Source organism: Pseudomonas koreensis, from assembly GCF_025447595.1.
Taxonomy (GTDB): Bacteria; Pseudomonadota; Gammaproteobacteria; order Pseudomonadales; family Pseudomonadaceae; genus Aquipseudomonas; species Aquipseudomonas koreensis_H.
Map to the genome: position 1 here is coordinate 65,957 of NZ_JAOEJU010000024.1, position 22,750 is coordinate 88,706.

Sequence of the window (22,750 nt, forward strand, 5' to 3'; positions counted from 1 at the left end):
CTCAAATAAATGTACGGTTTTCGCGCTCCACTTCACTGGCCTGCGCCAGAATCCGCGCGATGATCGAGATACATGCCGCCAGGAACAACGCAACGAAGGCGGCAGCCGTGATGCTCAAGGTTAACAGCCGCTCACCGACCGGCGCGTTCTGGGTGACCCACAGGCTGAGCATCGGCTCACAGAGGAAATCCAGCAGCACCCAGATCGCCACGGCTCGCCCGACCTTGCCCAGATGCTCCGCCGTTTCCCGGGCGAAATACTCACCCCGCGCGTAACTCTGAAACAACCGGCGCAAATGGTTCAGGCCCGACGCCAGCGCCAGCAGGGGAATGCTCGACAGCACGATCCCGCCCAGCTTCTGCCACCACGGAAACAGTGTGGCGGTGTCGGCCATGTGTGACAGCTGGCGCTCGGTCAGCGCAAACCCCAGCCCCCAGCCTTCCTTTTCCGCCAACGGTGGGTAAGCCCATATGACAGCATTGAGCAGCAGCATTACGACGATCAGGATCAACGTCACCGTCGCCATGCGCCGACTGAATTGCACGAGCCCGTGGGTGGTCATGGGAAAGCCTCACAAGAATGAATGTGAGCGCCACCCTAACGATTAAAATTATCGAATAACAATAATTAATTGCTGCAAAACATTAATAACCGTCAGGCGTCCAGGCTTTTACCGACCACCGGATCACCGATCTTCAGAAAGTTGCCACCGGCCACGTGATGCAGCGTGCGCAGCTCATCGTGCCCTTCAAAATGCCAGCGCCCATCGCTGAACACCCGCGAGTCAGCCTGCGCCGCGATCACTTCGGCCAGGAACAGATCGTACTGTTCGTGATTGCGCGGCTCCGGCAGCAACCGGCATTCGAGCCAGGCCACGCAACCGTCCAGCATCGGTGACTCGACCTGCTCGCCAGCGAAGCTTTGCAAGCCGTAGGCCTGGAACTTGTCCTGACCTTGATCGCGATTGATTTCCAGGCCTGAAGTCGAGCCGACGGTCTGCACGATGTCGGCCTGATTCACACAGGGAACGTTGAGAACAAAAGTGCCCGAGGCCTCGAGCAAGTGTCGGGTCCAGGTGGATTTATCGAGAACCACTGCGACTTTCGGCGGTTCGAAATCCAGCGGCATGGCCCACGCCGCGGCCATGATGTTGCGCTGTCCGTCATGGGCGGCGCTGACCAGCACGGTCGGCCCGTGATTGAGCAGGCGGTAGGCTTTGTTCAGGGGAACCGGGCGACGGAAGGACTCGCTCATGGGATCTGCTCCGGGAAAAAGAGCCGATTGTAGCGGGATAAAAACAACGAAGGGATGGCCGTCGACCATCCCTTCGCCTGGCAGGCATCAGTTGGATAACTGGTTGGCGAACTGGCCGACTGCATCCACCACTTTCTGCGCGCCGTCCTGGATCTCGACGATCACCGTACCGGCCTCCGCCGCCAGCGCCAGCCCTTGTTCGGCCTGTTGCTTGCCGTCGGTCATCAGGGCCACGGCATTGCGTGCCATGTCCTGGTTCTGGCGCACCACACCGACGATTTCTTCGGTCGCCTGACTGGTGCGCGAAGCCAGTTGCCGCACTTCGTCGGCCACCACCGCGAACCCCCGACCTTGCTCACCGGCGCGAGCGGCTTCGATGGCCGCGTTGAGCGCCAGCAGGTTGGTCTGTTCTGCAATACCGCTGATGGTCTTGACGATGGTGCCGATCACCTGGGATTGCTCGTTCAGCGCCTCGATGCCTTCGCCGGCAGTCTGCATGTGCTTCGATAGATCGCGCATCACGTTGACCGCTTCAGTCACCACACGGGTGCCACGCTGGGCGGTGCTGTCGGTTTGCAGGGACGTGCTATAGGCGATATTGGCGGCGTCGGCGACGGCCTGTTCCTGATTGACCTGATCGGTAATCACCGTGGCGAACTTCACCACTTTGTAGAGCTTTTCGTTGGCGTCGAGCACCGGGTTATAGGACGCCTCCAGCCAGACGGTCCGACCATGGCTGTCGACCCGCTTGAAACGGCCGGCGACGAATTCGCCGTTGTTCAGGCGGCGCCAGAAGTTCTGGTACTCGGCGCTGTTGTACTCCTCCGGCTCGCAGAACTGGCGGTGATGTTTGCCCTTGATCTGCGCCAGGCTGTAACCCATGCCCTGGAGGAACCGTTCGTTGGCGCTCAGCACGTTACCGCTGAGGTCGAACTCGATCACGGCGGTCGAACGCACCAGCGCACCGATCAGGTTTTCGTGCTCGCGGGAGGCCTCGATAGTGCGGGTCAGGTCGCTGGAATAGATCGAGAAATGCTTGATTCGCCCGTCTGAAGACCGTACCGGCTGCACGATCGAACGCAACCACGCCTCCTCGCCATTACCTCGGGAAAGACGCACGGCACCCGCGAAATGCTCGCCACGGGTCAGGGCTGCCTTGAAGCGGTGATGAAACTCGTCGGACTTCACATGGGCCGGCACGATGTCTTCGATGGCTCGCCCGATCAGGTCGTGGCTCTTGTAGAGCATTTCACTGAGAAAGTTCTGGTTGACCGACTGAATGCGTCCGTCGGGCTCGAGATTGAGCACCATCATCTCGCTTTCCAGACTCTCCTTCACTTGCAGAAGGCTGGAGAGTTCTTCACGAAGAGCCGCCAGCTCTTGCTTCAGGCGTTTGTTGAACATGGGAAAGCACCGATGGACTGGATGGATAGCGGGTATGCAGCCTAACCATCGGCCTTGGAAATCTTTTCTGAAGAGCGCTTGAGGCTTGTCCTACAAAAATAGTTACGCCTCGACTACTCAGGCGGTGCCGGCCACCGGACACTGTTCCGCGCGCGGCATGCGCGAGCCGAAATACGCCGCACTGACGACGCCCACCACGCCCATCACCGCGCAGAACATCACGCAGATCCACGGACTCCACGGCATCAGACCGATCAGCAGCAACGGTGTGACACTGGCCCAGGCGGCGTAGGCAATGTTGTAGGTGAAGGAGATCCCGGAAACGCGGATCCGCGCCGGGAACAGGCTGACCATCACCGACGGCACCGCACCGACCACGCCACAGCACAACCCTGCGACGGCATAGGCCAGACCGACCCAATCCCCGCCGCTGATCAGGCAGGTGTAAAGCAGGCCGATCCCCAGCGGCAGCAGCAGGCTGTAAAGCATGACCGTGCGCCAGGCGCCTGTGCGATCGACCAGCCGGCCGGCGATCACACAGCCGATGTTGAGGAAAACAATGCCCAGCGCACTGAGCGCAAAGGTATGGCCGGCAGTCATGCCGAAGGTCTTCTGCATCATGGTCGGGGTGATGACCACGAACACCACCACTGCCGAGGTCAGTACGCAGGTCAGGAGCATCGCCGGCAACATGGCCAGACGATGATCGCGCAGCACGGTGCGCAGCGGCAGTTCGACGCGCGCTTCGCGCTGCGCTTCCATGGCCATGAACACCGGGGTTTCGCTCAGCCAGCGGCGCAACCAGACGCCGATCACGCCGAACACACCGCCGAGCAGGAACGGATAGCGCCACGCGTAATCAAGCACTTCGGCCGGGGTGAACACTTGCGCCAGAAAAGTCGCGGTCAATGCACCGATCAGATAACCGAACGTCAGCCCGGCCTGCAGAAAGCCCAACGCGTAACCGCGATGCCCGGTCGGCGCGTGCTCGGCCACGAACACCCAGGCGCTCGGCACTTCGCCGCCCACCGCCGCGCCTTGCAGGATGCGCAGCGCCAGCAGCAGCAACGGTGCGAAATAGCCGATCTGCGCGTAGGTCGGCATGATCCCGATCAGCAGACACGGCAGCGCCATCATCAGGATGCTCAGACTGAAGACCTTCTTGCGCCCCAACCGGTCGGCGAAATGCGCCATCAGGATTCCGCCCAGCGGGCGCGCCAGATAGCCGGTGACGAAGATCCCGAAACTTTGCAGCAGGCGCAGCCACTCGGGCATTTCCGGCGGGAAGAACAGCTGGCTGAGGGTCAGGGCGAAGAACACGAAAATGATGAAATCGTAGATCTCCAGCGCCCCGCCCAGGGCCGCGAGGCCGAGGGTCTTGTAGTCGGAACGGCTGAACGGCGCCGGTCGGGCATTGGAATGGGCAGTCATGGCAAAGAACTCTGGCAGGCAAAAAACCAAGGCGCCCATGGTCTACGCAAACGGGCCGCCGGACAACCCGTTAGACCATAGTCTGATTCGGCAAAACACGGTCACAAAAATCCGCCGGTTGATTTACTGTTGGCACCTGTCCAGACGGGCCGGCCAAGCCCCGAAGACCACAATAAACATAAAAATCCGAGGTACTCCCGTGGCCGTTGATATCGAAGATAGCCGCTCTGCGCGCTTTGCCTTGCGCTGTTCAAGTTTCGCCGAACGCTGGTTTCCCGACTCCTGGGTATTTGCCGCGCTGGCGGTGATCATCGTCGCGCTGGCGACCCTGGCCATGGGCGCCAAACCCACCGACGCCGCCATGGCCTTCGGTGACGGATTCTGGAGCCTGATCCCGTTCACCATGCAGATGGCCTTCGTGGTGATCGGCGGGTATGTCGTGGCCAGTTCGCCGCCCGCCGTAAAGCTGATCGATCGCCTGGCGCGGATCCCGAAAAACGGTCGCTCGGCCGTGGCCTGGGTCGCGCTGATCTCGATGATCGCGTCCTTGCTCAACTGGGGCCTGTCGCTGGTGTTCGGCGGTCTGTTGGTGCGCGCCCTCGCCCGCCGCACCGATCTGAAAATGGACTACCGCGCCGCCGGTGCCGCCGCCTACCTTGGCCTCGGCGCCGTGTGGGCATTGGGCCTGTCGTCGTCCGCCGCGCAGTTGCAGGCCAACCCGGCCAGCCTGCCGCCGTCGATTCTGTCGATCACCGGGGTGATTCCGTTCACCCAGACGATTTTCCTCTGGCAGTCGGGAGTCATGCTGCTGGCGCTGATCGTGATTTCGATCATCATCGCCTACGCCACCGCGCCCGGCCCGAACTCGGCGCGTGATGCCAAGGCCTGCGGCATCGACCCGGCCTTCAACCTGCCGCCGCTGCAACCGCGCACCCGTCCCGGCGAATGGCTGGAGCACAGCCCGCTACTGATCATCCTGCTGGTGCTGCTGGCGGCCGGATGGCTGTTCCACGAGTTTTCGACCAAACCTGCGATCACCGCGATTTCCGGGCTCAACACCTATAACTTCCTGTTCATCATGCTCGGCGCGTTGCTGCACTGGCGCCCGCGCAGCTTCCTTGATGCGGTGTCGCGCGCCGTGCCGACCACCACCGGAGTGCTGATCCAGTTCCCGCTGTATGGCTCGATTGCCGCACTGATGACCACGGTCAAAGGCACTGACGCTCAGACCTTGGCTCATCACATCTCGACGTTCTTCGTCAGCATCGCTTCCCACGATACCTATGCGCTGCTGATGGGCGTGTACTCGGCGATTCTCGGTTTCTTCATTCCGTCCGGTGGCGGCAAGTGGATCATCGAGGCGCCATACGTGATGCAGGTAGCCAACGATCTCAACTATCACCTCGGTTGGGCGGTACAGATCTACAACGCCGCCGAAGCCCTGCCGAACCTGATCAACCCGTTCTACATGCTGCCGCTGCTGGGCGTGCTTGGGCTGAAGGCGCGGGATCTTATCGGTTTCTCGTTCGTGCAATTGCTGGTGCACACGCCGCTGGTGCTGGTGTTGCTGTGGGCGCTGGGGACGACGCTGTCGTATCTGCCGCCCGTCATGCCTTAAACGATGACCACAGGGCGCCGGCTCCGGCGCCCTGTCTTTCCCTCCGATCCCTTCGACAAAAAGCGACCCGAACGATCTCTCCTGCGGTTGCCTGTCGCAAATAATGGCTCAGAGCCATCATCTTTCTTTACCGCGCCACTGCCTCGGTAATATTCTTGCGCGCCCAATATCTGTTTCATTTTTTGTCTGAGCGCAAAGGGAGTTCGTTGCAATGATTGTCGGGATTGACCTGGGAACCACCAACAGCCTTGTTGCCGTATGGCGCGGCGATGCCACTGAGTTGGTGCCCAACGCCCTGGGACAGTTCCTGACACCGAGCGTGGTGGGCCTGGACGATCAGGGCCGGATTCTGGTCGGACAAGCTGCCCGTGAACGCCTGCATACCCACCCGCGCCTGACTGCGTCGCTGTTCAAGCGTCATATGGGCAGTGCAACGGAGGTCTGGCTCGGGGATAAGAAATTCCGTCCTGAAGAGCTGTCGGCGCTGGTGCTCAAGAGCCTGAAAGAAGACGTCGAGCGCACCTACGGCCAGACCGTCACGGAAGCCGTGATCAGTGTTCCGGCCTATTTCAGCGACGCCCAGCGCAAGGCCACGCGCATCGCCGGTGAGCTGGCGGGCCTGAAAGTCGAAAAGCTGATCAACGAACCCACCGCCGCCGCACTCGCCTACGGCCTGCACCAACGGGACAAGGAAACTTCGTTCCTGGTGTTCGACCTGGGCGGCGGTACGTTCGACGTGTCGATTCTCGAACTCTTCGAAGGCGTCATGGAAGTGCGCGCCAGCGCCGGTGACAACTTCCTCGGCGGTGAGGATTTCGACAACGTGCTGCTCGAGCACTTTATCGATCAGCATCGCAACGTGTCGGACTTCCCCGAGCGTTCCACAATCCTCCAGCCACTGCGCCGCGAAGCCGAGCGTGTACGCCGCGCACTGGGGCAGGAAGCCAGCGCCGAATTCAGATTGCAGGTCGGCGAAAAGCAATGGACCCAGACCATCACCCAGGCGCAGATGGCGACGCTGTACATGCCGCTGCTCGAACGTCTGCGCGCACCGATCGAACGGGCCCTGCGTGACGCACGCATCCGCGTCAGCGACCTCGACGAAATCCTGCTGGTCGGCGGCACCACCCGCATGCCGCTGGTGCGCAAACTGGCTGCCGGACTGTTCGGCCGCTTCCCGTCGATCAGCCTCGATCCGGATCAGGTCGTAGCTCAGGGCGCCGCGATTCAGGCAGCCCTCAAGGCCCGTTCGGCCGCGCTGGAAGAAGTGGTGCTCACCGATGTCTGCTCCTACACGCTGGGGATCGAGACTTCCACTCAGGTCGGTCGTCAGTATGAAAGCGGTCACTACCTGCCGATCATCGAACGCAACAGCATCGTCCCGGTCAGCCGGGTGAAAACCGTGCAGACGCTTCACGACAATCAGGAACAGGTCGTCGTGAAAATCTTTCAGGGCGAAAGCCGCCTGGTCAAAGACAACGTGGCGCTCGGCCAACTGGACATCAAGGTGCCCAAGCGCAAGGCCGGCGAAGTCGAGCTGGATGTGCGCTTCACCTATGACAACAACGGTTTGCTGGAAGCCCAGGTCAGCATTCCCCTGACCGGTCAGCAGCATTCGCTGGTCATCGAGAACACCCCCGGCGTGCTGACGCCCGAGGAGATCCAGCAGCGTCTGCAAGCCCTGGCGCAACTGAAGATCCATCCGCGCGAGCAACAAGTGAACACCCTGCTCAGTGCCCGCCTGGAACGTCTGTATCAGGAAAGCCTGGGCGACCTGCGCGACCAGATCGGCTACTGGGCCAAGCAATTCCAGCAGGCGCTGGATTCCCAGGACGAGCGGCAGATCCGTGAAACCCGTACCGAACTGAGCAAGCAGTTGAGTGCCCTCGATCGCAGCCCCTGGCAGTAAGGAAGCACGACATGGAATGCTGGTCCGTCCTGCAACTGCCCGAAGACGCCGGGCTGCGTGATATCAAGCGCAGCTATGCGCGTCTGTTGAAAGTCTTCCGGCCCGATGAAGATGCCGAAGGCTTCCAGCGCCTGCGCGAAGCCTATGAGCACGCATTGTTGATCGCCCAGTGGCGCCTTGAGAATGAAGAAGTTCAGGAAAACACTGAGCGCTTGGTAGCCAATTCAGGTCTCGGGCTCACGGCTGTCGAAATGCCTCAGCAAGCCGCGCCTTCGCCACGCGAAATCGACCCGTGGGACATCGCACTTCTGAGGAGCGAGTCTCTGAAGCAGGCGATACCAGAGCCAATGCCGGCCAGCTTGTCCATCGCGTCCCTGCATGCAGATGCGCCGGAACAGACCACCGATCCCGCCAGCGAAGCCGCGGAGCGTCTGCTTGAAGGTCTCTCGGATGCGAACCTGAGCGAGCGTTGGGAGCTAGCCCGTCAGCAGAACGCCATGGCGGCATTCGAAAAACAGCTACTGCAACGGTGCTTCGACCAGCCCGCCCTCCGCCCATCAATAGCCAGTTGGGCTGTGCAACATCTTGGCTGGCTGGGCCCCTGGCAGGAGCTCGCCATGAGCGACTGGCAAAGAGGCGTTCTGGCCATCGATCTGCTAACGGTTTACCGGCAATCGCTGGAGGTCCTGCTTGAGGCACAGAGCGAGCGTGAATTCCTGGCGTTGCTCAAGAGCTATACAGCGCTGCCCTGGCTTCAGGTTTTCGATCATCGGGAAGAATGGCAACAGGCCATCCTGCGATTGATGCAAGACACGCAATGGAGCGTACCGCTGTTCGACCGTGTGTCCCAGGTGTTCGGCTGGGACGACACCAAGGGCATTCATCCGCAACCGGACTGGCTCTGGCAGGCGGTAATGGAGCGCTGCAACCAGGAAAGCCTCTACGACAACCTGTGCGCCCGCGCCGAAGATCAGCGCAACGGTTCGCCCGACGCTCTGGCCGCGCGCATGCTGATCAGCCCGATGAAGCCGCAACAACAGAAAGACATGACCGACCGGTTCATTCCGGCTGACTGGCAGGCCTGCCAGCAACTGTCCGAAACCCTCAAGTGGCGCTTCCCCGATTTGCTCGCCCGCTTGCCGTACGCAGACGTTTTCTACTGGCGACGTTTTCTGCCGCGCTACGTTGCCAGCGAGACGTCGTTGCGGACATGGGCCGCGATTGCGTTGGCGCTGTGGTTGTTCTATCTCCCCACCGAGCACAAAACCACGGAGATGAGCATCATCATCCCGCTGGCGTTTGCCTGCGTCCCGACATGGTTTTTCCGTAATACCTTGAGTTGGTGGGTGCCCCTCAGCGCCGAGCTGATCGTTCAAGACCTCTGGCTGACCGAAAGCCTGATACCGCGCCGCTGGAACCCCGACACTCGCTGGCTGGTAATCCGCCACGGTGTCCCGCAAGCCGTCATGATTGCGCTGTTCTCGGTCCTGCTCGGCGGTTTGGGGGCTTTCACTTACATCGGCACGATCCTGATCGGACTGTGCCACAAACGGCGTATCGGTACGCTCGACCCGGAACTGAGTGACCGTCGCCCTTGGCTGACCGCGCTGCACTGGGCGCATTTCAGCCCGTTGCAAGTGCTGTTTCTGGTGTTCATGACCGGGGTGATTCTCGCCAGTCAGCTTGGTTATTCGCTGAAACACCTGTTCCCCGGCTAGGCTTGATGCGGGCCGGATTGCCCTTCCACCAAGGTTTTACCCTCGCTGAAAAGGATCTGAGCATGTTGAAACTTGCAGGCCTCACCCTCGCGGCGCTCACGCTGAGCGCCGCGGCCCACGCCGATGTCGACCTGAAACTGGGCAGCACCGAGCGCGTCACCCGTCTCTTCGCCTACCCCAACAATTGCAGCGTGATCTGCTTTCGCAACTGGACACTGGAGCAGACCGTCGCCCATTACCTGAGCCAGAGCGTGCAGCGCGACGGTTACACCGACGCCAAAGTGCTGGTAAAAAACGACAACGATCAGCTCTACGCCGAAATCAGCGGCGTACCGAAGGGCTACGACAAGCCGCTGACCGCGCTGCTGGACGCTGGTGACCTGGCCTACAACGGCGCGAGCAAACTCAACGCCGACGGCAAGTGGGCGTACAGCTGGTATCTGTTCCTGCCACTGGGGATGGCCCTGGAAAACCGCAAAAGTGTCGAGCTGCTGCACTTCCCGCCGGATTACTCGCTGACCCAGGCCCAGGATTACCTGCGCTCCAACACCACCGATCGCTGGGCCGCGCTGCTGACCGACAATGGCATCCCCGCCGACCAGACGCCGGCCTACCAGACCATCATCGACATCGCCCCGATCGCCGCGCCCGCCAGCGCCGGCAAGGATCTGGAAGGCGTGTACGACTACTTCAAGGATTACCAGACCACGATGGTCAAGCAGGTCAGCCAGAACGCCAGCGGCGCCGTGCTGCCGATGGTTGCCTTCGGTGCGCCGGTGCGTAACTGGATCAAGCAGCAATACGGTGCGACCGTGAATGTACTGGGCCTGGCCACCATCAGCCCGAGCGCGGGCGTGAACGTGCCGGTGCTGGGCTCCAACCATCCTAGCTACATCTGGTACGCCGCCGACCCGAGCAACTACACCGGCGACGATGCCCAGGCCAAGGCCGATGCGGCCGGTCTGAAAGTAATGGGACAAGACCTGAGCGCCGCCTGCTGGCAGGCCGGAATGGGCAGCAAACCGGGCACGGACCCGAAAGCATTGCTCAACAGCTGCACCCAGACCTGGCAAGTGACGCAGAAAACCAAGACCTGCGAGCTGTTCTACACCACGATCCGCAACGAAACCGTGGCACAAGCGAACAAGACCTGCTCGACCGCTCCGGTCAAATCCCAGCTGCAACAACTGAAAAGCCCATTGCCGGACATGGCCGCGCCCGCTGCCCATCTCTGAACGGACATGCGATGTTCCCGCGTCAGCCTTGGCTGACGCGGGAAAGCGGCTATTTCGCCTGTCAGATCTGACAGTAGACCGCTAGTGTGATTTACGGGATCTTGGATCCAATCAATCGTGTTGCAGGACTGACAGGACGTCAGCCGAGGGATGTCGCGACACCGAATCCAACAGGGATCGTTATGAACACTTACGCACTACCGGGTAAAGCGGCACGCGATACCGAGGGCATTTATCCTTTTGCCGGACTCCCTGTGCGCCTGGGATTTCCGTCAAAACAGGATTTCGAAATTGTTCACGATCCCGAAGGTGCCGCCACCGCTGTCATAGCGTGCCGGGCATTCCTTCGTATCACCCGAATGTGCCGGGTTTCCGGCCAGTTGCTGCCCTATCGCTGTCGGCAGACCCGGCAACTGCTAGCCGGCATCCATCTTTACGATCCGCGTTTTTGCGGCGCGTTCGAGCATTGTTGCGACCCGAACACCTTTCTCGACATGAGCGAGTTATGGGTGTGGGCGCTGCGTGATATTGCCGAAGGTGAACGACTGACCATGGACTACACCGCCACCGAAGACAAACTGCTGCGGCAATTCGCCTGCGGTTGCGGGTCTTCGCGTTGCCGTGGGTGGATCACCGGTTACGACGAATCACCCAATCTTGAAGGCCAGCGCTATTTGCTGAGCTGGCGGCGTCGGCAAGGTTTACGCTGAATGACCGATCAAGGCGCGCCGACCGGACGCAAACGGTATTGCGGCGGCAGTTGCTCGAACCCGCTGATCGTGGTGTTCAGGCTCTTCCAGCGACCATCCTTGATGCCGTAGATGCAGCCGTGGATCGACAGGCTCTGCCCGCGATGCCAGGCGTTCTGGATGATGCTGGTGTGGGCGACGTTGGCCACTTGCTGGATCACGTTGAGCTCGCACAGACGGTCGACCTGTTCTTCTTCGGTCGGCAGCTTGGCCAGTTCTTCGCGTTTTTCGTAGTAGAGGTCGCGGATCGAACGCAGCCAGCCGTCGATCAGGCCGAACTGGCGATCCTGCATCGACGCCCGCACACCGCCGCAGCCGTAGTGCCCGGTCACCAGGATGTGTTTGACCTTGAGCACGTCCACTGCGTACTGGATCACCGACAGACAATTCAGGTCGGTGTGCAGCACCACGTTGGCGACGTTGCGGTGAACGAACAGATCGCCCGGCAGCATGCCGACGATTTCGTTGGCCGGCACCCGTGCGTCGGAGCAGCCGATCCACAGATATTCAGGCGTCTGCTGTCGGGCCAGCTTGGCGAAGAAATCCGGGTCTTCCTTGGTGATCGCGTCAGCCCAACGCTCGTTGTTATCAATCAGGTCTTGTAAGTCATGCATGCGGTAAGGCCTCAAGAAAGATGCGCTGGTATGACAGTCGACCGCCTGTCGGGGTCACGGATCGATTGCAGGTGATTTCGTTGGAATTTCCACCGTGCCCGGTGAGTCCACCCCAGTAAGGCCCACAGCATGAGGAATTGCCATGACTGATTCACGACGTCCATACGATGCGGTGCAACCTGAGCCCATCGATGATAACGAAGACCGCATGGGTTCGGTGCATGAGCTGGACTTCGACGACGAACAGCCCAGTGCGAAGATCGGCGACGAACTGCCCGAGCGCGAGCGCGAACAGTTGATGCCCCGTGACCGCGTGCGCGAAGCCGGTTTCACCGGGGCATCGACCGCCGATCACGAACCCACCGACGATGACCTGAGCCCGGAAACCCTGATCCGTGAAGATGGCGCCCGGGATGCCCGGGAATTCGGCGGCAACAATCAGGCCGATTGGGATCTGAGCGTGGTCGATGAGGACGACATCGGCGGCGGCAACGGACTGGATGAAGCGGAACTGGCGCGCCGCGATCCGCTGGATCGCAAGCGCTGACTGACGTCGCCAGACAGACCGCTATCGCCAGCAGGCTGGCTCCCACATTGGAATGCATTTCCCTGTGGGAGCCAGCCTGCTGGCGATTTTTTGATCAGTCGACGAGCGTGCAGGCCATGACCACGGCATCTTCACGCCCGCCGACCGCCGGGTAGTAATCCCGGCGCCGACCGATCTCGTTGAAGCCATAACGCTCGTACAGGCGAAAGGCCGACGTGTTGCTGTCGCGCACTTCCAGAAAACATTCCCGGGCATCGGCGGCGTAGGCGCGGGACATCAGGTATTCGAGCAGGGTAAGCCCGAGCCCGCGCCCCTGGTTTTCCGGCTTGACCGTAATGTTGAGCAGGTGTGCCTCATCGAGAATGATCTGCACCACCCCGTGGCCCACTTGCTGCTCACCTTCGAACATCAGCCAGATCTGGTACTTGCCCAGACCGTCGAGAAAAATCCCGCGAGTCCACGGATGGCTGTACGCGGCGAATTCAATCTTCAGCACAGCGTCCAGATCCGCTTCGGTCATCGGGCGAAACGATACAGCGTCACTCATTCGATTCTTTCCAGCGCGCCATCAGCCGACGCATGGCTTGCCACACCGCGGCCTTGCGCTGTGGCTCTTCCATCAACAATTCCAGCCCCGGCACGGCCCATGCCGAACCCAGGCCCTCGATCTGCAGCTCGCGATTGAAGGCGTCTGCATCCGCCTCACCGGCAAACCGTACCGCCGGCAGGCCGATCAGCCAGACACAGGCACACGGCGCTGCCTCCATCTGCACCGACAGGAAACCCTGGACGAAATCCCGGGCCGCTTCCGGGCCCTGATCCATCGTGCCGCGGTTCAGCCATGGCCAGCGCACCGGCTCACCGACAATCTGCGGCGCGTCCGGCAGACCGGCGGCACGCAGCATGTCCTTGAGCAACAGATAAGCAGGATCGCGGGACTGGAAGGCTTCGCCTGTGGGTAACTCGACCAGCAGCAGGCAACGGCCGGCGCGTAGCAATTGCAGGGCAAAACGCGGTGGTGGGACCGGCGTCGGCTTGGCCACCACGGGTGTGTCGTCGACTTCTTCGACCGGTTTGGCGCCCGTGCGGGTGCTGGCCAGCGAAGGTCGCGGAACCTCGATCTTCGGCCGTTCGACCGGACGCGCGGCCGGCTGCACCGGCGCTTCGGCCGGGGTTGCCGGGATCACCGGAGCGGCAATCTCGGGCTCGGGCATGTCCAGCAGCTCGGGCCGCGACGGCGCGGCAAAGGGCAATTCGGTGCGCGGCAGCCAGTTGACCACCTGCATGGCGTTCAAATAGGCGCGGCGGCGGGACTCGATTAGCAAGGGTCGGCCACTTGTGGATAACTGAAGTGCGCTGATTCTACCGCCCTTCGCTCAAGATCGCGCGCTGTTGATCGATAGTCTTGACCGATACCTTGACGCAAAGAAAAGCGACAGCCCGTCCCGAGAGTGAATCGCATCCTTCGTGATGCAGTACAATCGCGGCTTTTAATCGCCAACCAGCCGGCCATTCCGATGATCGAACCCAAGCGCGTCTTGCGCGCCCTCGCTGAACACTGGGCACTTCTGGAGCCACTGTGCGAGCACTTCGACCAGGGCACCCTGAGCCTCAACGAACTGCGCACGCAACTGGCCGCCCAACAACTGGACAGCACGCCGCAGGACATCACCAGTCTGCTCGACGTGTGGATTCGCCTCGACATTCTGGTTCCCGTGGCCAAAAGCCCGAACCGTTTCGAGCTGAACGCGCAGATTCACGACTTTCTCGCTTACCTGCGTCGCGAGCACCGTCTGGGCCTGTGCCTGGAGATCGAAGCCTATCTGCGTCACCTCGAGCGTCTGGCCGGTTATATCCAGGATGCGTTCGACGTCCGTGACGGCAATGATCTGGCGCGTCAGCTGCGCCTGCTCGACATGCGCGTGCGCGACGTTCTGAAGAAGCTCGACAACGACGAGCAGGCGCTGGTGGCCGTGGCCGAACGGGCCAAGACCAGCGACCGGCAGATTCCGCTGCGTCAGCGTTACGCCGAAGTACTGGCGACCTGGGACGAATACGTCGAGCCCATGATCGATCTGGTGAATGCCGACGGCGCCTTCGAGCAAGGCGTGCGCAAGGTCGAAACCGTGCTGCTGAAGATGCTCAGCGAACAGCAGCGTCTCGGCCATCTGGTCGATGACGACATGCTGCTGCGCACCCACGCGCGCATCCTCGAAATGCAGACCAGCGCCCAGTTGACCCTGCGTCACGCCCGCGAGCTGCTGCTGCCGCTGCGTGAAGAAGCGCGCCGGCACAACGCCGTGACCCGTGGCGCCGCACTCGCACTGGCCGCGATCCGCCGCAAAGGCATCGACGCTGTGCCGCAAGCCGCGATGCCGCTGTTCACCCGGCCGCAAAGCACCTTCCTCGGCAGCGCCAGTCAGGTTGAAGCCTACGTCTACGCCCTGGCCCGTTTCGAGCCGAAACCGGCGCGTTTCCCCAAGGCGCACAAGTCGCAGAAGACTGGCGATGCCCCGCGTGCACCGCGCACCGTGCGCGAGATGGTCGACCGCTGCGAAGAATCCCTGCCGATGCCGGATCTGATGACCTGGCTGCTGGAACAGGAACCGGACGGCGCGACCGACGAATTGCTTTACTGGTTCTCGCGCCTGTCGCGGGAAAAACGCTTCAAGCGCGAGCGTCTGGAACGCCGCGAATACCACACTCACGAGCACCAGGTCAGCCTGCGCTCCTTCGCCCTGCTCTCGGCCGGCGACACCGCCGCCGAGGATTCTGCGAGCATCCCCAATGCATCTTGATCTTTCCGAACTGTCGCAACTCGCGCCGATCTTCCGCGAGCTGTTCAAGGGCTATCACGTCAGCCGCCGCGATCCGGAACTGTACGCGCAACTGTCGAACTTCCAGGACCAGTACCGCACGCTGTTCAAGGCACTGGGTTTCGAACTGGTGTGCGACACCCGTGGTTTCTACTACTTCGTGCCGGACATGGCCGCAGCGGCGGTGAACAAGACTGCTCAGCGTCTGGCGCTGTTCACTTTCATCCTGGTCGAACATCTGGCCGATCAGGGGCGCGATCCGATTGCCGTGCTCGACGGCGGCAGCCTCGGCCGCGAAGAACTGCCGTCGCTACTGGAGAAGTACCGCGACCTGTTCATCCAGGCCGAAGTGCAGACCGTTGAAGAACTCGAAGAAAAAATCATGCGCCGCATGACCCAGCTCGGTTTCGCCAGCGAAGAAAACGGTGTGTACCGTTTCCTGCCGCCGATGCACCGTTTCCTCGACGTCTGCCTGTCGGTTCAGCAGGACCGCGATCTGGCGGCCAGCGTGCACAGCGTTCTCCCGCTGCCGGCACCGGTGCTGATCGACGAAGCCGCCGAGGCCAAATTCCTCGCAACCGACGACCCGCTCGATCTTTCCGAGTTTGATGAAGAGAGCGAAGAAGACGCACTGGCCCGTGCCATTGCCGAAGAACAGGAGTCCGACGCATGAGCCAGGAACGCTACGGCATCCGCCGCTTTGCCCTTTTGAACACCGCCGGTTACAGCCTTGGCCTGTTCCCGCTGGAAGAACCGCTGTCGGTCTACGGCGCGAACAACCTCGGCAAATCCGCCTCGATCAACGCCTTGCAGTTCCCGATTCTGGCGCGCATGTCGGACATGAGTTTCGGCAAGTACAGCCTGGAACAATCCCGGCGCTTCTACTTTGCCTCCGACACCAGCTACATCCTCGTCGAAGTGAACCTGCCTCACGGCCCACACGTGATCGGCGTGGTGGGTCGCGGCCCGGGTGGTGGTTTCGGTCACCAGTTCTTTGCCTATGCGGGCAAGCTCGATCTGGCCCATTACCAGAAAAACGACACCTGCCTGCGGCAGAAAGAGCTGTTCAGCAACCTTGAGAAAGAAGGCCTGAAAGCCTACGAACTCAAGCCCGATGAGCTGCGTCGCTTGCTGGTTGGCGGTCACACGTCGATCCCGCTGGATCTGACGCTGATCCCGCTGCGCTCCACCAGCGAGCAGAGCCTGAAGACTTTCCGTGCGCTGTTCATCAACCTGCTGCACATGCGCGAAATCACCGCAGCCAAGCTCAAGCAGCTGTTCCTCGATGCGTTCGAACACAGCCTGCGTTCCGGCAGCGTCGATTACATCGCGGCGTGCGAAGAAGCCTTCCGCGACGTACGCCGCATGGAACAGGACTACAACTCGCTGGTGGCTGCCGGCCCGTTGGTCGAAGCCTTGTCCAACGGCGTGAAACAGCGCGACGTGCTGCGCGGCAAACTGCATCGCCTGTCGCCGCTACTCGATTCGTTGCTTGGCACCTGGTCGGACTACGCCACGGCGCGCAAGGAAGAGCTAACCATTCAGGCCGAACACTACCGTCGCGAGCAGGACGACCTGCAAAACGATCAGCGCGGTGGCACTCAGGAGCTGATGCGTCTGGAGCGGGAAATCTCCGGCATCCAGCGCTGGCTCGGCGAGCTCTCGGTTCTCAAGAACCGCTTTGCGCTGGTCGATGACGTCAAAGTCCTGGAGCAGCAACTGCTGGCGGCCAAGGACGCTCACGACGAACTGGCCGGTGCGCTGGCGCAGTCCCGTCAGTTCAGCGCCGAGGATCTGGAAGAACGTCTTCGCGATCTGGAAAAACGCCTGAAGTCGGTGAAACAGCAACTCGATCACGCCGATAACAACAGCTACGCCCGCCTGCGCGAAGAGTTCTCGCAACAGGACGTCGAGCGTCTGATGCGCCTGTTCAACAGCGCGCTGTTCAGCCTGCCGCTTGGCGAACACGGCATTACCCTCGACGAGAACGGCGAGTGGGTGAAATCGGTCGAGCTGATCCTCGACGGCTTCAAAGGCGAGCGTTTCGAAGTGCCGGGCCTGTCGATCGACATTTCGCACATCGAGCCGCCGGCCCTGCAAGCGCTGGCCGACCGTGCCGCGTTGCGCGATCAGAAAGAGCGTCTGGAAAAAGAGCTCAAACAACTCAAGACCCAGCAAGCGGTTGCCTCCGACCGCGCCGCGAGCAAGACCCAGACCGAAGCGCTGTACCAGCAGGTGCTGGATGCGCAGAAGGCCCTGGAAGACTTCCGCCGCACCCAGACCCTGAGCGCCGAAGAAGGCGACAAGCTGGAACAACTGGCGCAGATGGAAGCCGCGCAGGACGAACTCAAGCGTTCCAGCGATGCGTTCACCGAGCGAGTCCAGCAACTGTCGGCCAAGCTGCAACTGGTCGGCCGGCAGATTGCCGACATGGAAGCCAAGCAGCGCACCCTCGACGATGCCCTGCGTCGCCGTCAGCTTTTGCCGGCAGACCTGCCGTTCGGTACGCCGTTCATGGATCCGGTCGACGATTCGATGGACAACCTGCTGCCGCTGCTCAACGACTATCAGGACAGCTGGCAAGGCTTGCTGCGCGCCGATGGCCAGATCGAAGCGCTGTACGCGCAGGTGCGTCTGAAAGGCGTGGCCAAGTTCGACAGCGAAGACGACATGGAGCGCCGCCTGTCGTTGCTGATCAACGCTTACGCGCACCGTACCGACGAAGCCCTGACCCTGGGCAAGGCCCGTCGTGCAGCCGTGACCGATATTGCGCGGACCCTGCGCAACATTCGCAGCGACTACGACAGCCTCGAGCACCAACTGGCGCTGTTCAACCGCGAGATCAACAAGCGTCAGGTGTCCAACCTGCAGAGCTTCCGCATCGTGCTTGCGCCGAACAAGGAAGCGCTCAAGCACATCGACCAGATCATCCACAGCGCCGGTCAATACGAAGAAGGCGAAACCCTGTCGGTGTTCGATCTGAGCCAGAGCGCCGAGCAGGACAACAAGAACGAAGAGGCCAAGGAATACCTGGCGCGGCTGGTGGCGGCGAACCATAACCAGCTCGGCCTGAAGGACTTGTTCGAACTGGCCTTCGAGATCACCAAGGTCAACGGCCAGCCGGTTATCCACACCGACATCGATGGCGCGGCGTCCAACGGCACCACGATGACCATCAAGGCGCTGACCAACATGTACTTGTTGCTGCACTTGATGGACCGCGACCTGGCCGGTCGCGTACGCCTGCCGTACTACCTCGACGAGGCGGCAGACATCGACGAGAAGAACCAGGCTGCTCTGCTGGAAACCAGTCTGCAACTGGGCTTCGTGCCGATTCTGGCAAGTGTGAAGCCGCAGGTCTGTGCCAGTGTCGCCATCGATCTGGAAGGCGGCAGCGGCCCGGCCGGGATCTACATCGACGAGGCGGACTGGAAGTACATCCGTCGCCACGATGTGGTGAAGGCCACGATCAACGTCGAAGCGGACGAGCCGGAGCTGGATGCGGTTTGATGCGTAACTGACGGGCACAAAAAAGGGCCGCGATCCATTGGATCACGGCCCTTTTTTATGTCTTGGAATTTTGTGCTGAATGACAGGGCCTCTTCGCGGGCAAGCCCGCTCCCACAGGGATTGATGTCTTACACAAATTTGTATTCAACACAAAAACCTGTGGGAGCGGGCTTGCCCGCGAAGGCGTCCTCAACGACGCCCCATATTTCCCGGATTATTTACCGAGGGGGATTTTCGGCGCCCAGTTCAGCCACTCGTCTTCGAACTTGTCGAACAGCGGGAAGGTCTGTTCGGCACGCGCAGGGTTGCCCATCTTCTCGCCGTCCGGTGTGGCGAAGGCGATACCGCCCTGGATCGCGGTTTCAAGCGACTCCGTGCGTACGGTCACGCCTTTGAACAGGCCGATGTCGAAACCGACACCGCTGGTGTTCCAGAAACGGCTGCCGCTGCGTACCAGTGGCGCGTATTTTGGCTCGATCAGGATGTGCACCAATACGCGATCCGCCGTCTGGCCCAGTTCGTAACCGGTGACTTTGCCTACTGTGATCTCACGGTAGGTGACCGGCACACCCGGCTTCAGCGAGCCTCGACGGGCGGCGCTCAACACAAGGCTCAAGCCTGCCTCTTGCGTCGTGGCTTCCGGCGGATTGGCTAGAGCAACGAAGTTCTTCTGCGGGCCGAGGTTCTTGGCTGCCGGTTGAACTTCAATGTACTGACCGGTGACCAGGGTCTCCAGATTCGAGGTCTTGATCAGCCCCAACTCCGGTTTGACCACCCAGAACTGACTGCCGACCCGGGCGATCTTCTCCGGAACTTCAGTAATACGCGCGGTGAGGATTACCGATTGCAGATCATCGGTCAGGTCAACACTTTCGATCTTGCCGACATCCAGGCCTTTGAAGCGAACCGGGGTGCCACTGCGCAAACCGTCGGCGCGATCGACCTTGATGGTGACGACGGCGCCTTTCTGATTCGCTTCATCATGGTTGGCGAACAAACGGAAACGCGGGATACGTTTTTGCAGCGGTGCCTTGGCTTGCGGCGTTTCGAAGGCAATGCCGCCGGCCATCAGGGTCTGCAACGACTCACTCTTGACCTGAATACCGCCGGTCAAGCCACCGGTCAGTGTGATGCCGCTGACGTTCCAGAATCGAGTCGAGGCGTTGACCAGGTTTTCGTATTCCTTCTCGATATGGACGCCGATCACCAGCTGTTTGCGGGTCTTGGAGAACTGATAGCTCTGCACCGAACCAACTTTCACCTGTTTGTAGAGAATCGGACTACCGACCTCGATCGAACCGAGGCTATCGGTGAAAAGCACCAGGTGCAGGCCCGGCGCTTTCAGATCCAGAGGTGGCGCTTTCGGCCGGGCCTCGAACTCGCGCTGCGGCGCACCGCCCTTGTCGCCCGGCCGCACAGCGATGTAGTTGCCCTTCACCAGCGCTTCCAGACCGGTGATGCCAGCCAGGGAAATCGATGGTTTGACCACCCAGAATTGCGTGCCGGTCACCAGATAGTCTTCGGCCAGCGGATCAAGAGTCAGCTCTGCGGTGGCGCTGGACAGGTCCGGATCGATCTTCAGCGCTTTCAGGTTACCGACCTGTATGCCCTTGTACATCACTGGCGTGCGCCCGGCTTGCAGGCCCTCGAAATCGCTGAGTTTGACCTTCACGCGGATGCCGGCGGCGGCCGCATCGAAGTCTTCGTAAAGACGGAATGGCAGGCTCGGGTCGGTGGGCGGGCTGTCCTTGCGATTCTCCGGTGTAGCGAAGGCGATACCGCCGGCGACGATGCTGGCCAGGGATTCACTGCGCACTTTCACGCCGGACAGGTTGGCGTCGATGCTGATGCCGCTGGCGTTCCAGAAACGTGTGTGTTTGCGCACCAGTTTGGCGTAGGTCGGTTCGATGAACACCTTGAGCTCGACCGTGCTCTGATCTTCCGACAGCACGTAGCTTTTGATCTGACCGACTTTGATCTGCTTGTAGAACACCGGGCTGCCGCGATTCAACGAGCCGAGGCGATCGGCCTTGATCGTCAGGTGCAGACCGGGTTGTGAATCCGATAGCGGCGGCTCTTCGGCCAGGGCCTTGAACTTGCGGGTCGGCTCGCCTTCACCGGGACTGATGGCGACGTAGTTACCCGATACCAGGGTTTCCAGTCCGGTGATCCCGGCCAGGGTTACGCTCGGCTTGACCAGCCAGAAACGGGTGCTGGTCTTCAGGTACTGATCGACATCCTTGTTCATCTCGATGGTCGCGATGACACCTTTGGAATTGCCTTCATCATCGAGCTTAAGGGCTTTCACCTTGCCGACCGGCATGCCTTTGTAGACCACTTCGGTCTTGTTGGCCTGAATGCCTTCACCGCTTTCGAAACGCACCTGAATCTCGATGCCGGTTTCGTTGTAGGCACGCCAGCCGAGCCAGCCGCCGATAATCAGGGCGATCAGGGGCAGCACCCAAATGGCAGACCAGTTCGAAGCCGGTCGGGTTTTCGCTACAGGCAAATCAGTCATGGTCGGCGTCCGACTCCGTGTTATCCCAAATCAGTCGGGGATCGAAAGTGACAGCGGCGAGCATCGTCAGAATCACCACACTGGCGAAGGCGATGGCGCCAAGATTGGCTTCGACACTGGCAAGCCGGCCGAAGTTGACGACCGCCACCAGAATGGCGATCACGAAAATATCGAGCATCGACCAGCGACCGATGAACTCGATGAAGCGGTACATCCAGATCCGCTGACGGGCGGACAACGGCTGACGGCGCTGTACAGAAAACAGCAACAGCGCGATGCCCACCAGCTTGAACGTTGGCACCAGGATACTGGCGATGAACACCACAGCAGCGATTGGAATCATGCCGTGCTGCACCAGTTGGATGACACCGGACATGATCGTGCTCGGATCACCCTGCCCCAGAGAGCTGACCGTCATGATCGGCAGTACGTTGGCCGGGATGTAGATAATCGCGGCCGTGATCAATAGCGCCCAGGTTCGCGCGAGGCTATTGGGTCGCCGGGCGTGAACCAGCGCACCGCATCGGGTGCAGGTCTGCACATCGCTGTCGGTATCCTGCCGGTTCAGTTCGTGGCATTCAGTACAGATCAGAATGCCTGCATCAATCGCCCGCATGGGCATCTTCTCCTGATAACGCCTGCCAGATCTGGTGCGGCGACATCACCACTTCGAGCCAGACCTGAACCAGTAACAAACCGATGAAACACGCCAGACCGAGACCCACAGTGATAGCCGCCATGTCCGCCAGTTTGACGATCGCGACCAGGACGCCCATGAGGTAGACCTCAAGCATGCCCCAGTCTTTGAGGTGGTGATAAATGCGGTAGAGCAGCAGGCCATAACTGCGTCCGATGTTGAAACGGATCGTCAGCAACACGATCAACTGACACAGCAGTTTCAGCAGTGGAATCGCCATGCTGCACAGAAATACGACGACCGAAACACCGCGCATATCGGTGTTGAACAGACCGATCACACCGCTCCAGACAGTGTCTTGCGACGATTGCCCGAGAACATTGAGCTGCATGATGGGTAAAAAGTTCGCCGGCACGTAGAGCAACAGTGCGGCAATGACCAAGGCGAGGCTGCGCTGCACCACGTTATGACGGTGAGCGTACAGTTCGTAACCGCAGCGCGGGCAGAGGGCTTTTTCGCCGTGAGCAAGCTTGGGCTTGCGCATCAGCAGATCGCACTCATGGCAGGCCACCAAGTCATCCAGCGGTAAATCTGACAGCCCGGGAGCGTCAACCGAATCTGACATAAGGGCTTTGGCTCCGAAAAAGTTGGGATCTATTCTAGTGTTCTGATTCGAAAATAACTGTGCAAATTTGTTCGTTGAGGCGAGCAAAAACTTTCCTGCGGACAAAACAAAACCCCAACTGCTTTCGCAATTGGGGTTTCGGAATTTAATCTTGACGATGACCTA

The 22,750-nt window shown here is 60.8% G+C and carries 19 protein-coding genes and 1 pseudogene; 9 read left to right on the top strand and 11 right to left on the bottom strand.

Going from position 1 to position 22,750, the window contains the following annotated elements; translation table 11 throughout:
• Window position 1: 1 nt before the first annotated feature.
• The 5 genes and pseudogenes from N8H71_RS23870 to N8H71_RS23890 all read right to left on the bottom strand — a co-directional run bounded on the left by N8H71_RS23870 (window position 2) and on the right by N8H71_RS23890 (window position 4,089).
• Window positions 2-562, bottom strand: coding sequence for a DUF2975 domain-containing protein (locus N8H71_RS23870; RefSeq protein WP_262195901.1), 561 nt, complete (start codon window positions 560-562; stop codon window positions 2-4).
• A 92-nt stretch (window positions 563-654) separates the two neighbouring features.
• Window positions 655-1,254, bottom strand: coding sequence for a flavin reductase family protein (locus tag N8H71_RS23875; RefSeq protein WP_262195902.1), 600 nt, complete (start codon window positions 1,252-1,254; stop codon window positions 655-657).
• A gap of 87 nt (window positions 1,255-1,341) precedes the next feature.
• A complete protein-coding gene (locus tag N8H71_RS28980) occupies window positions 1,342-1,773 on the bottom strand; it encodes a methyl-accepting chemotaxis protein (protein ID WP_236676451.1) in 432 nt (143 codons plus the stop codon).
• Between the two features lie 156 nt (window positions 1,774-1,929).
• Window positions 1,930-2,658 (bottom strand): annotated as a pseudogene (locus tag N8H71_RS28985) (PAS domain-containing protein); the annotation flags it as partial.
• A gap of 117 nt (window positions 2,659-2,775) precedes the next feature.
• On the bottom strand, window positions 2,776-4,089 hold the full coding sequence (locus N8H71_RS23890; protein WP_262195903.1) for an MFS transporter: 1,314 nt from the start codon (window positions 4,087-4,089) through the stop codon (window positions 2,776-2,778).
• A 199-nt stretch (window positions 4,090-4,288) separates the two neighbouring features.
• Here N8H71_RS23890 and N8H71_RS23895 point away from each other — a divergent pair, with 199 nt between their 5' ends.
• The 5 genes from N8H71_RS23895 to N8H71_RS23915 all read left to right on the top strand — a co-directional run bounded on the left by N8H71_RS23895 (window position 4,289) and on the right by N8H71_RS23915 (window position 11,279).
• On the top strand, window positions 4,289-5,707 hold the full coding sequence (locus N8H71_RS23895) for a short-chain fatty acid transporter (protein ID WP_262195904.1): 1,419 nt from the start codon (window positions 4,289-4,291) through the stop codon (window positions 5,705-5,707).
• Window positions 5,708-5,918: 211 nt separating this feature from the next.
• The gene (locus N8H71_RS23900; RefSeq protein ID WP_262195905.1) at window positions 5,919-7,616 is read left to right on the top strand and encodes a molecular chaperone HscC; all 1,698 of its coding nucleotides are present in this window, start codon (window positions 5,919-5,921) and stop codon (window positions 7,614-7,616) included.
• 11 nt (window positions 7,617-7,627) lie between these two features.
• Window positions 7,628-9,334 (top strand): J domain-containing protein, encoded by a 1,707-nt coding sequence (locus N8H71_RS23905; protein WP_262195906.1) that lies wholly within the window; start codon window positions 7,628-7,630, stop codon window positions 9,332-9,334.
• Between the two features lie 62 nt (window positions 9,335-9,396).
• The gene (locus N8H71_RS23910) at window positions 9,397-10,569 is read left to right on the top strand and encodes a hypothetical protein (RefSeq protein WP_262195907.1); all 1,173 of its coding nucleotides are present in this window, start codon (window positions 9,397-9,399) and stop codon (window positions 10,567-10,569) included.
• A gap of 182 nt (window positions 10,570-10,751) precedes the next feature.
• Window positions 10,752-11,279 carry an SET domain-containing protein-lysine N-methyltransferase gene (locus N8H71_RS23915; RefSeq protein ID WP_262195908.1) on the top strand — a complete coding sequence of 176 codons (528 nt, stop codon included), beginning with the start codon at window positions 10,752-10,754 and terminating at the stop codon, window positions 11,277-11,279.
• An 8-nt stretch (window positions 11,280-11,287) separates the two neighbouring features.
• Here the strand turns inward: N8H71_RS23915 and can are convergent, their stop codons facing one another.
• Entirely contained in the window at window positions 11,288-11,932 is a 645-nt protein-coding gene (gene can / locus N8H71_RS23920) for a carbonate dehydratase (RefSeq protein WP_007951756.1), read from the bottom strand.
• A 142-nt stretch (window positions 11,933-12,074) separates the two neighbouring features.
• Here can and N8H71_RS23925 point away from each other — a divergent pair, with 142 nt between their 5' ends.
• On the top strand, window positions 12,075-12,479 hold the full coding sequence (locus tag N8H71_RS23925) for a serine kinase/phosphatase (RefSeq protein ID WP_262195909.1): 405 nt from the start codon (window positions 12,075-12,077) through the stop codon (window positions 12,477-12,479).
• Window positions 12,480-12,573: 94 nt separating this feature from the next.
• Here the strand turns inward: N8H71_RS23925 and rimI are convergent, their stop codons facing one another.
• Window positions 12,574-13,026, bottom strand: coding sequence for a ribosomal protein S18-alanine N-acetyltransferase (rimI, locus tag N8H71_RS23930; RefSeq protein WP_007951758.1), 453 nt, complete (start codon window positions 13,024-13,026; stop codon window positions 12,574-12,576).
• Window positions 13,019-13,765 carry an energy transducer TonB gene (locus N8H71_RS23935; RefSeq protein WP_262195912.1) on the bottom strand — a complete coding sequence of 249 codons (747 nt, stop codon included), beginning with the start codon at window positions 13,763-13,765 and terminating at the stop codon, window positions 13,019-13,021. The genes rimI and N8H71_RS23935 overlap by 8 nt, the downstream gene beginning before the upstream one ends.
• 231 nt (window positions 13,766-13,996) lie before the next feature.
• On the opposite strand from N8H71_RS23935, the gene mksB reads away from it, so the two are divergent.
• Genes mksB through mksF form a run of 3 tightly spaced genes read left to right on the top strand, consistent with a single transcriptional unit; the run spans window position 13,997 to window position 18,805 of the window.
• Window positions 13,997-15,277, top strand: a complete 1,281-nt coding sequence (gene mksB, locus N8H71_RS23940; protein WP_162803847.1) for an Mks condensin complex protein MksB — start codon at window positions 13,997-13,999, stop codon at window positions 15,275-15,277.
• Complete coding sequence (gene mksE / locus N8H71_RS23945; protein ID WP_102687511.1) at window positions 15,267-15,968, top strand: Mks condensin complex protein MksE; 702 nt, start codon at window positions 15,267-15,269, stop codon at window positions 15,966-15,968. Before mksB ends, mksE begins: the two co-directional genes overlap by 11 nt.
• Window positions 15,965-18,805 (top strand): Mks condensin complex protein MksF, encoded by a 2,841-nt coding sequence (mksF, locus tag N8H71_RS23950; protein WP_262195910.1) that lies wholly within the window; start codon window positions 15,965-15,967, stop codon window positions 18,803-18,805. The genes mksE and mksF overlap by 4 nt, the downstream gene beginning before the upstream one ends.
• 214 nt (window positions 18,806-19,019) lie before the next feature.
• Here mksF and N8H71_RS23955 read toward each other — a convergent pair whose 3' ends face one another.
• Genes N8H71_RS23955 through N8H71_RS23965 form a run of 3 tightly spaced genes read right to left on the bottom strand, consistent with a single transcriptional unit; the run spans window position 19,020 to window position 22,585 of the window.
• Entirely contained in the window at window positions 19,020-21,323 is a 2,304-nt protein-coding gene (locus N8H71_RS23955) for a PqiB family protein (RefSeq protein WP_262195911.1), read from the bottom strand.
• Window positions 21,316-21,939, bottom strand: a complete 624-nt coding sequence (locus N8H71_RS23960; protein ID WP_007951771.1) for a paraquat-inducible protein A — start codon at window positions 21,937-21,939, stop codon at window positions 21,316-21,318. The genes N8H71_RS23955 and N8H71_RS23960 overlap by 8 nt, the downstream gene beginning before the upstream one ends.
• Window positions 21,926-22,585 carry a paraquat-inducible protein A gene (locus N8H71_RS23965; protein WP_007951772.1) on the bottom strand — a complete coding sequence of 220 codons (660 nt, stop codon included), beginning with the start codon at window positions 22,583-22,585 and terminating at the stop codon, window positions 21,926-21,928. The genes N8H71_RS23960 and N8H71_RS23965 overlap by 14 nt, the downstream gene beginning before the upstream one ends.
• Window positions 22,586-22,750: the final 165 nt, after the last annotated feature.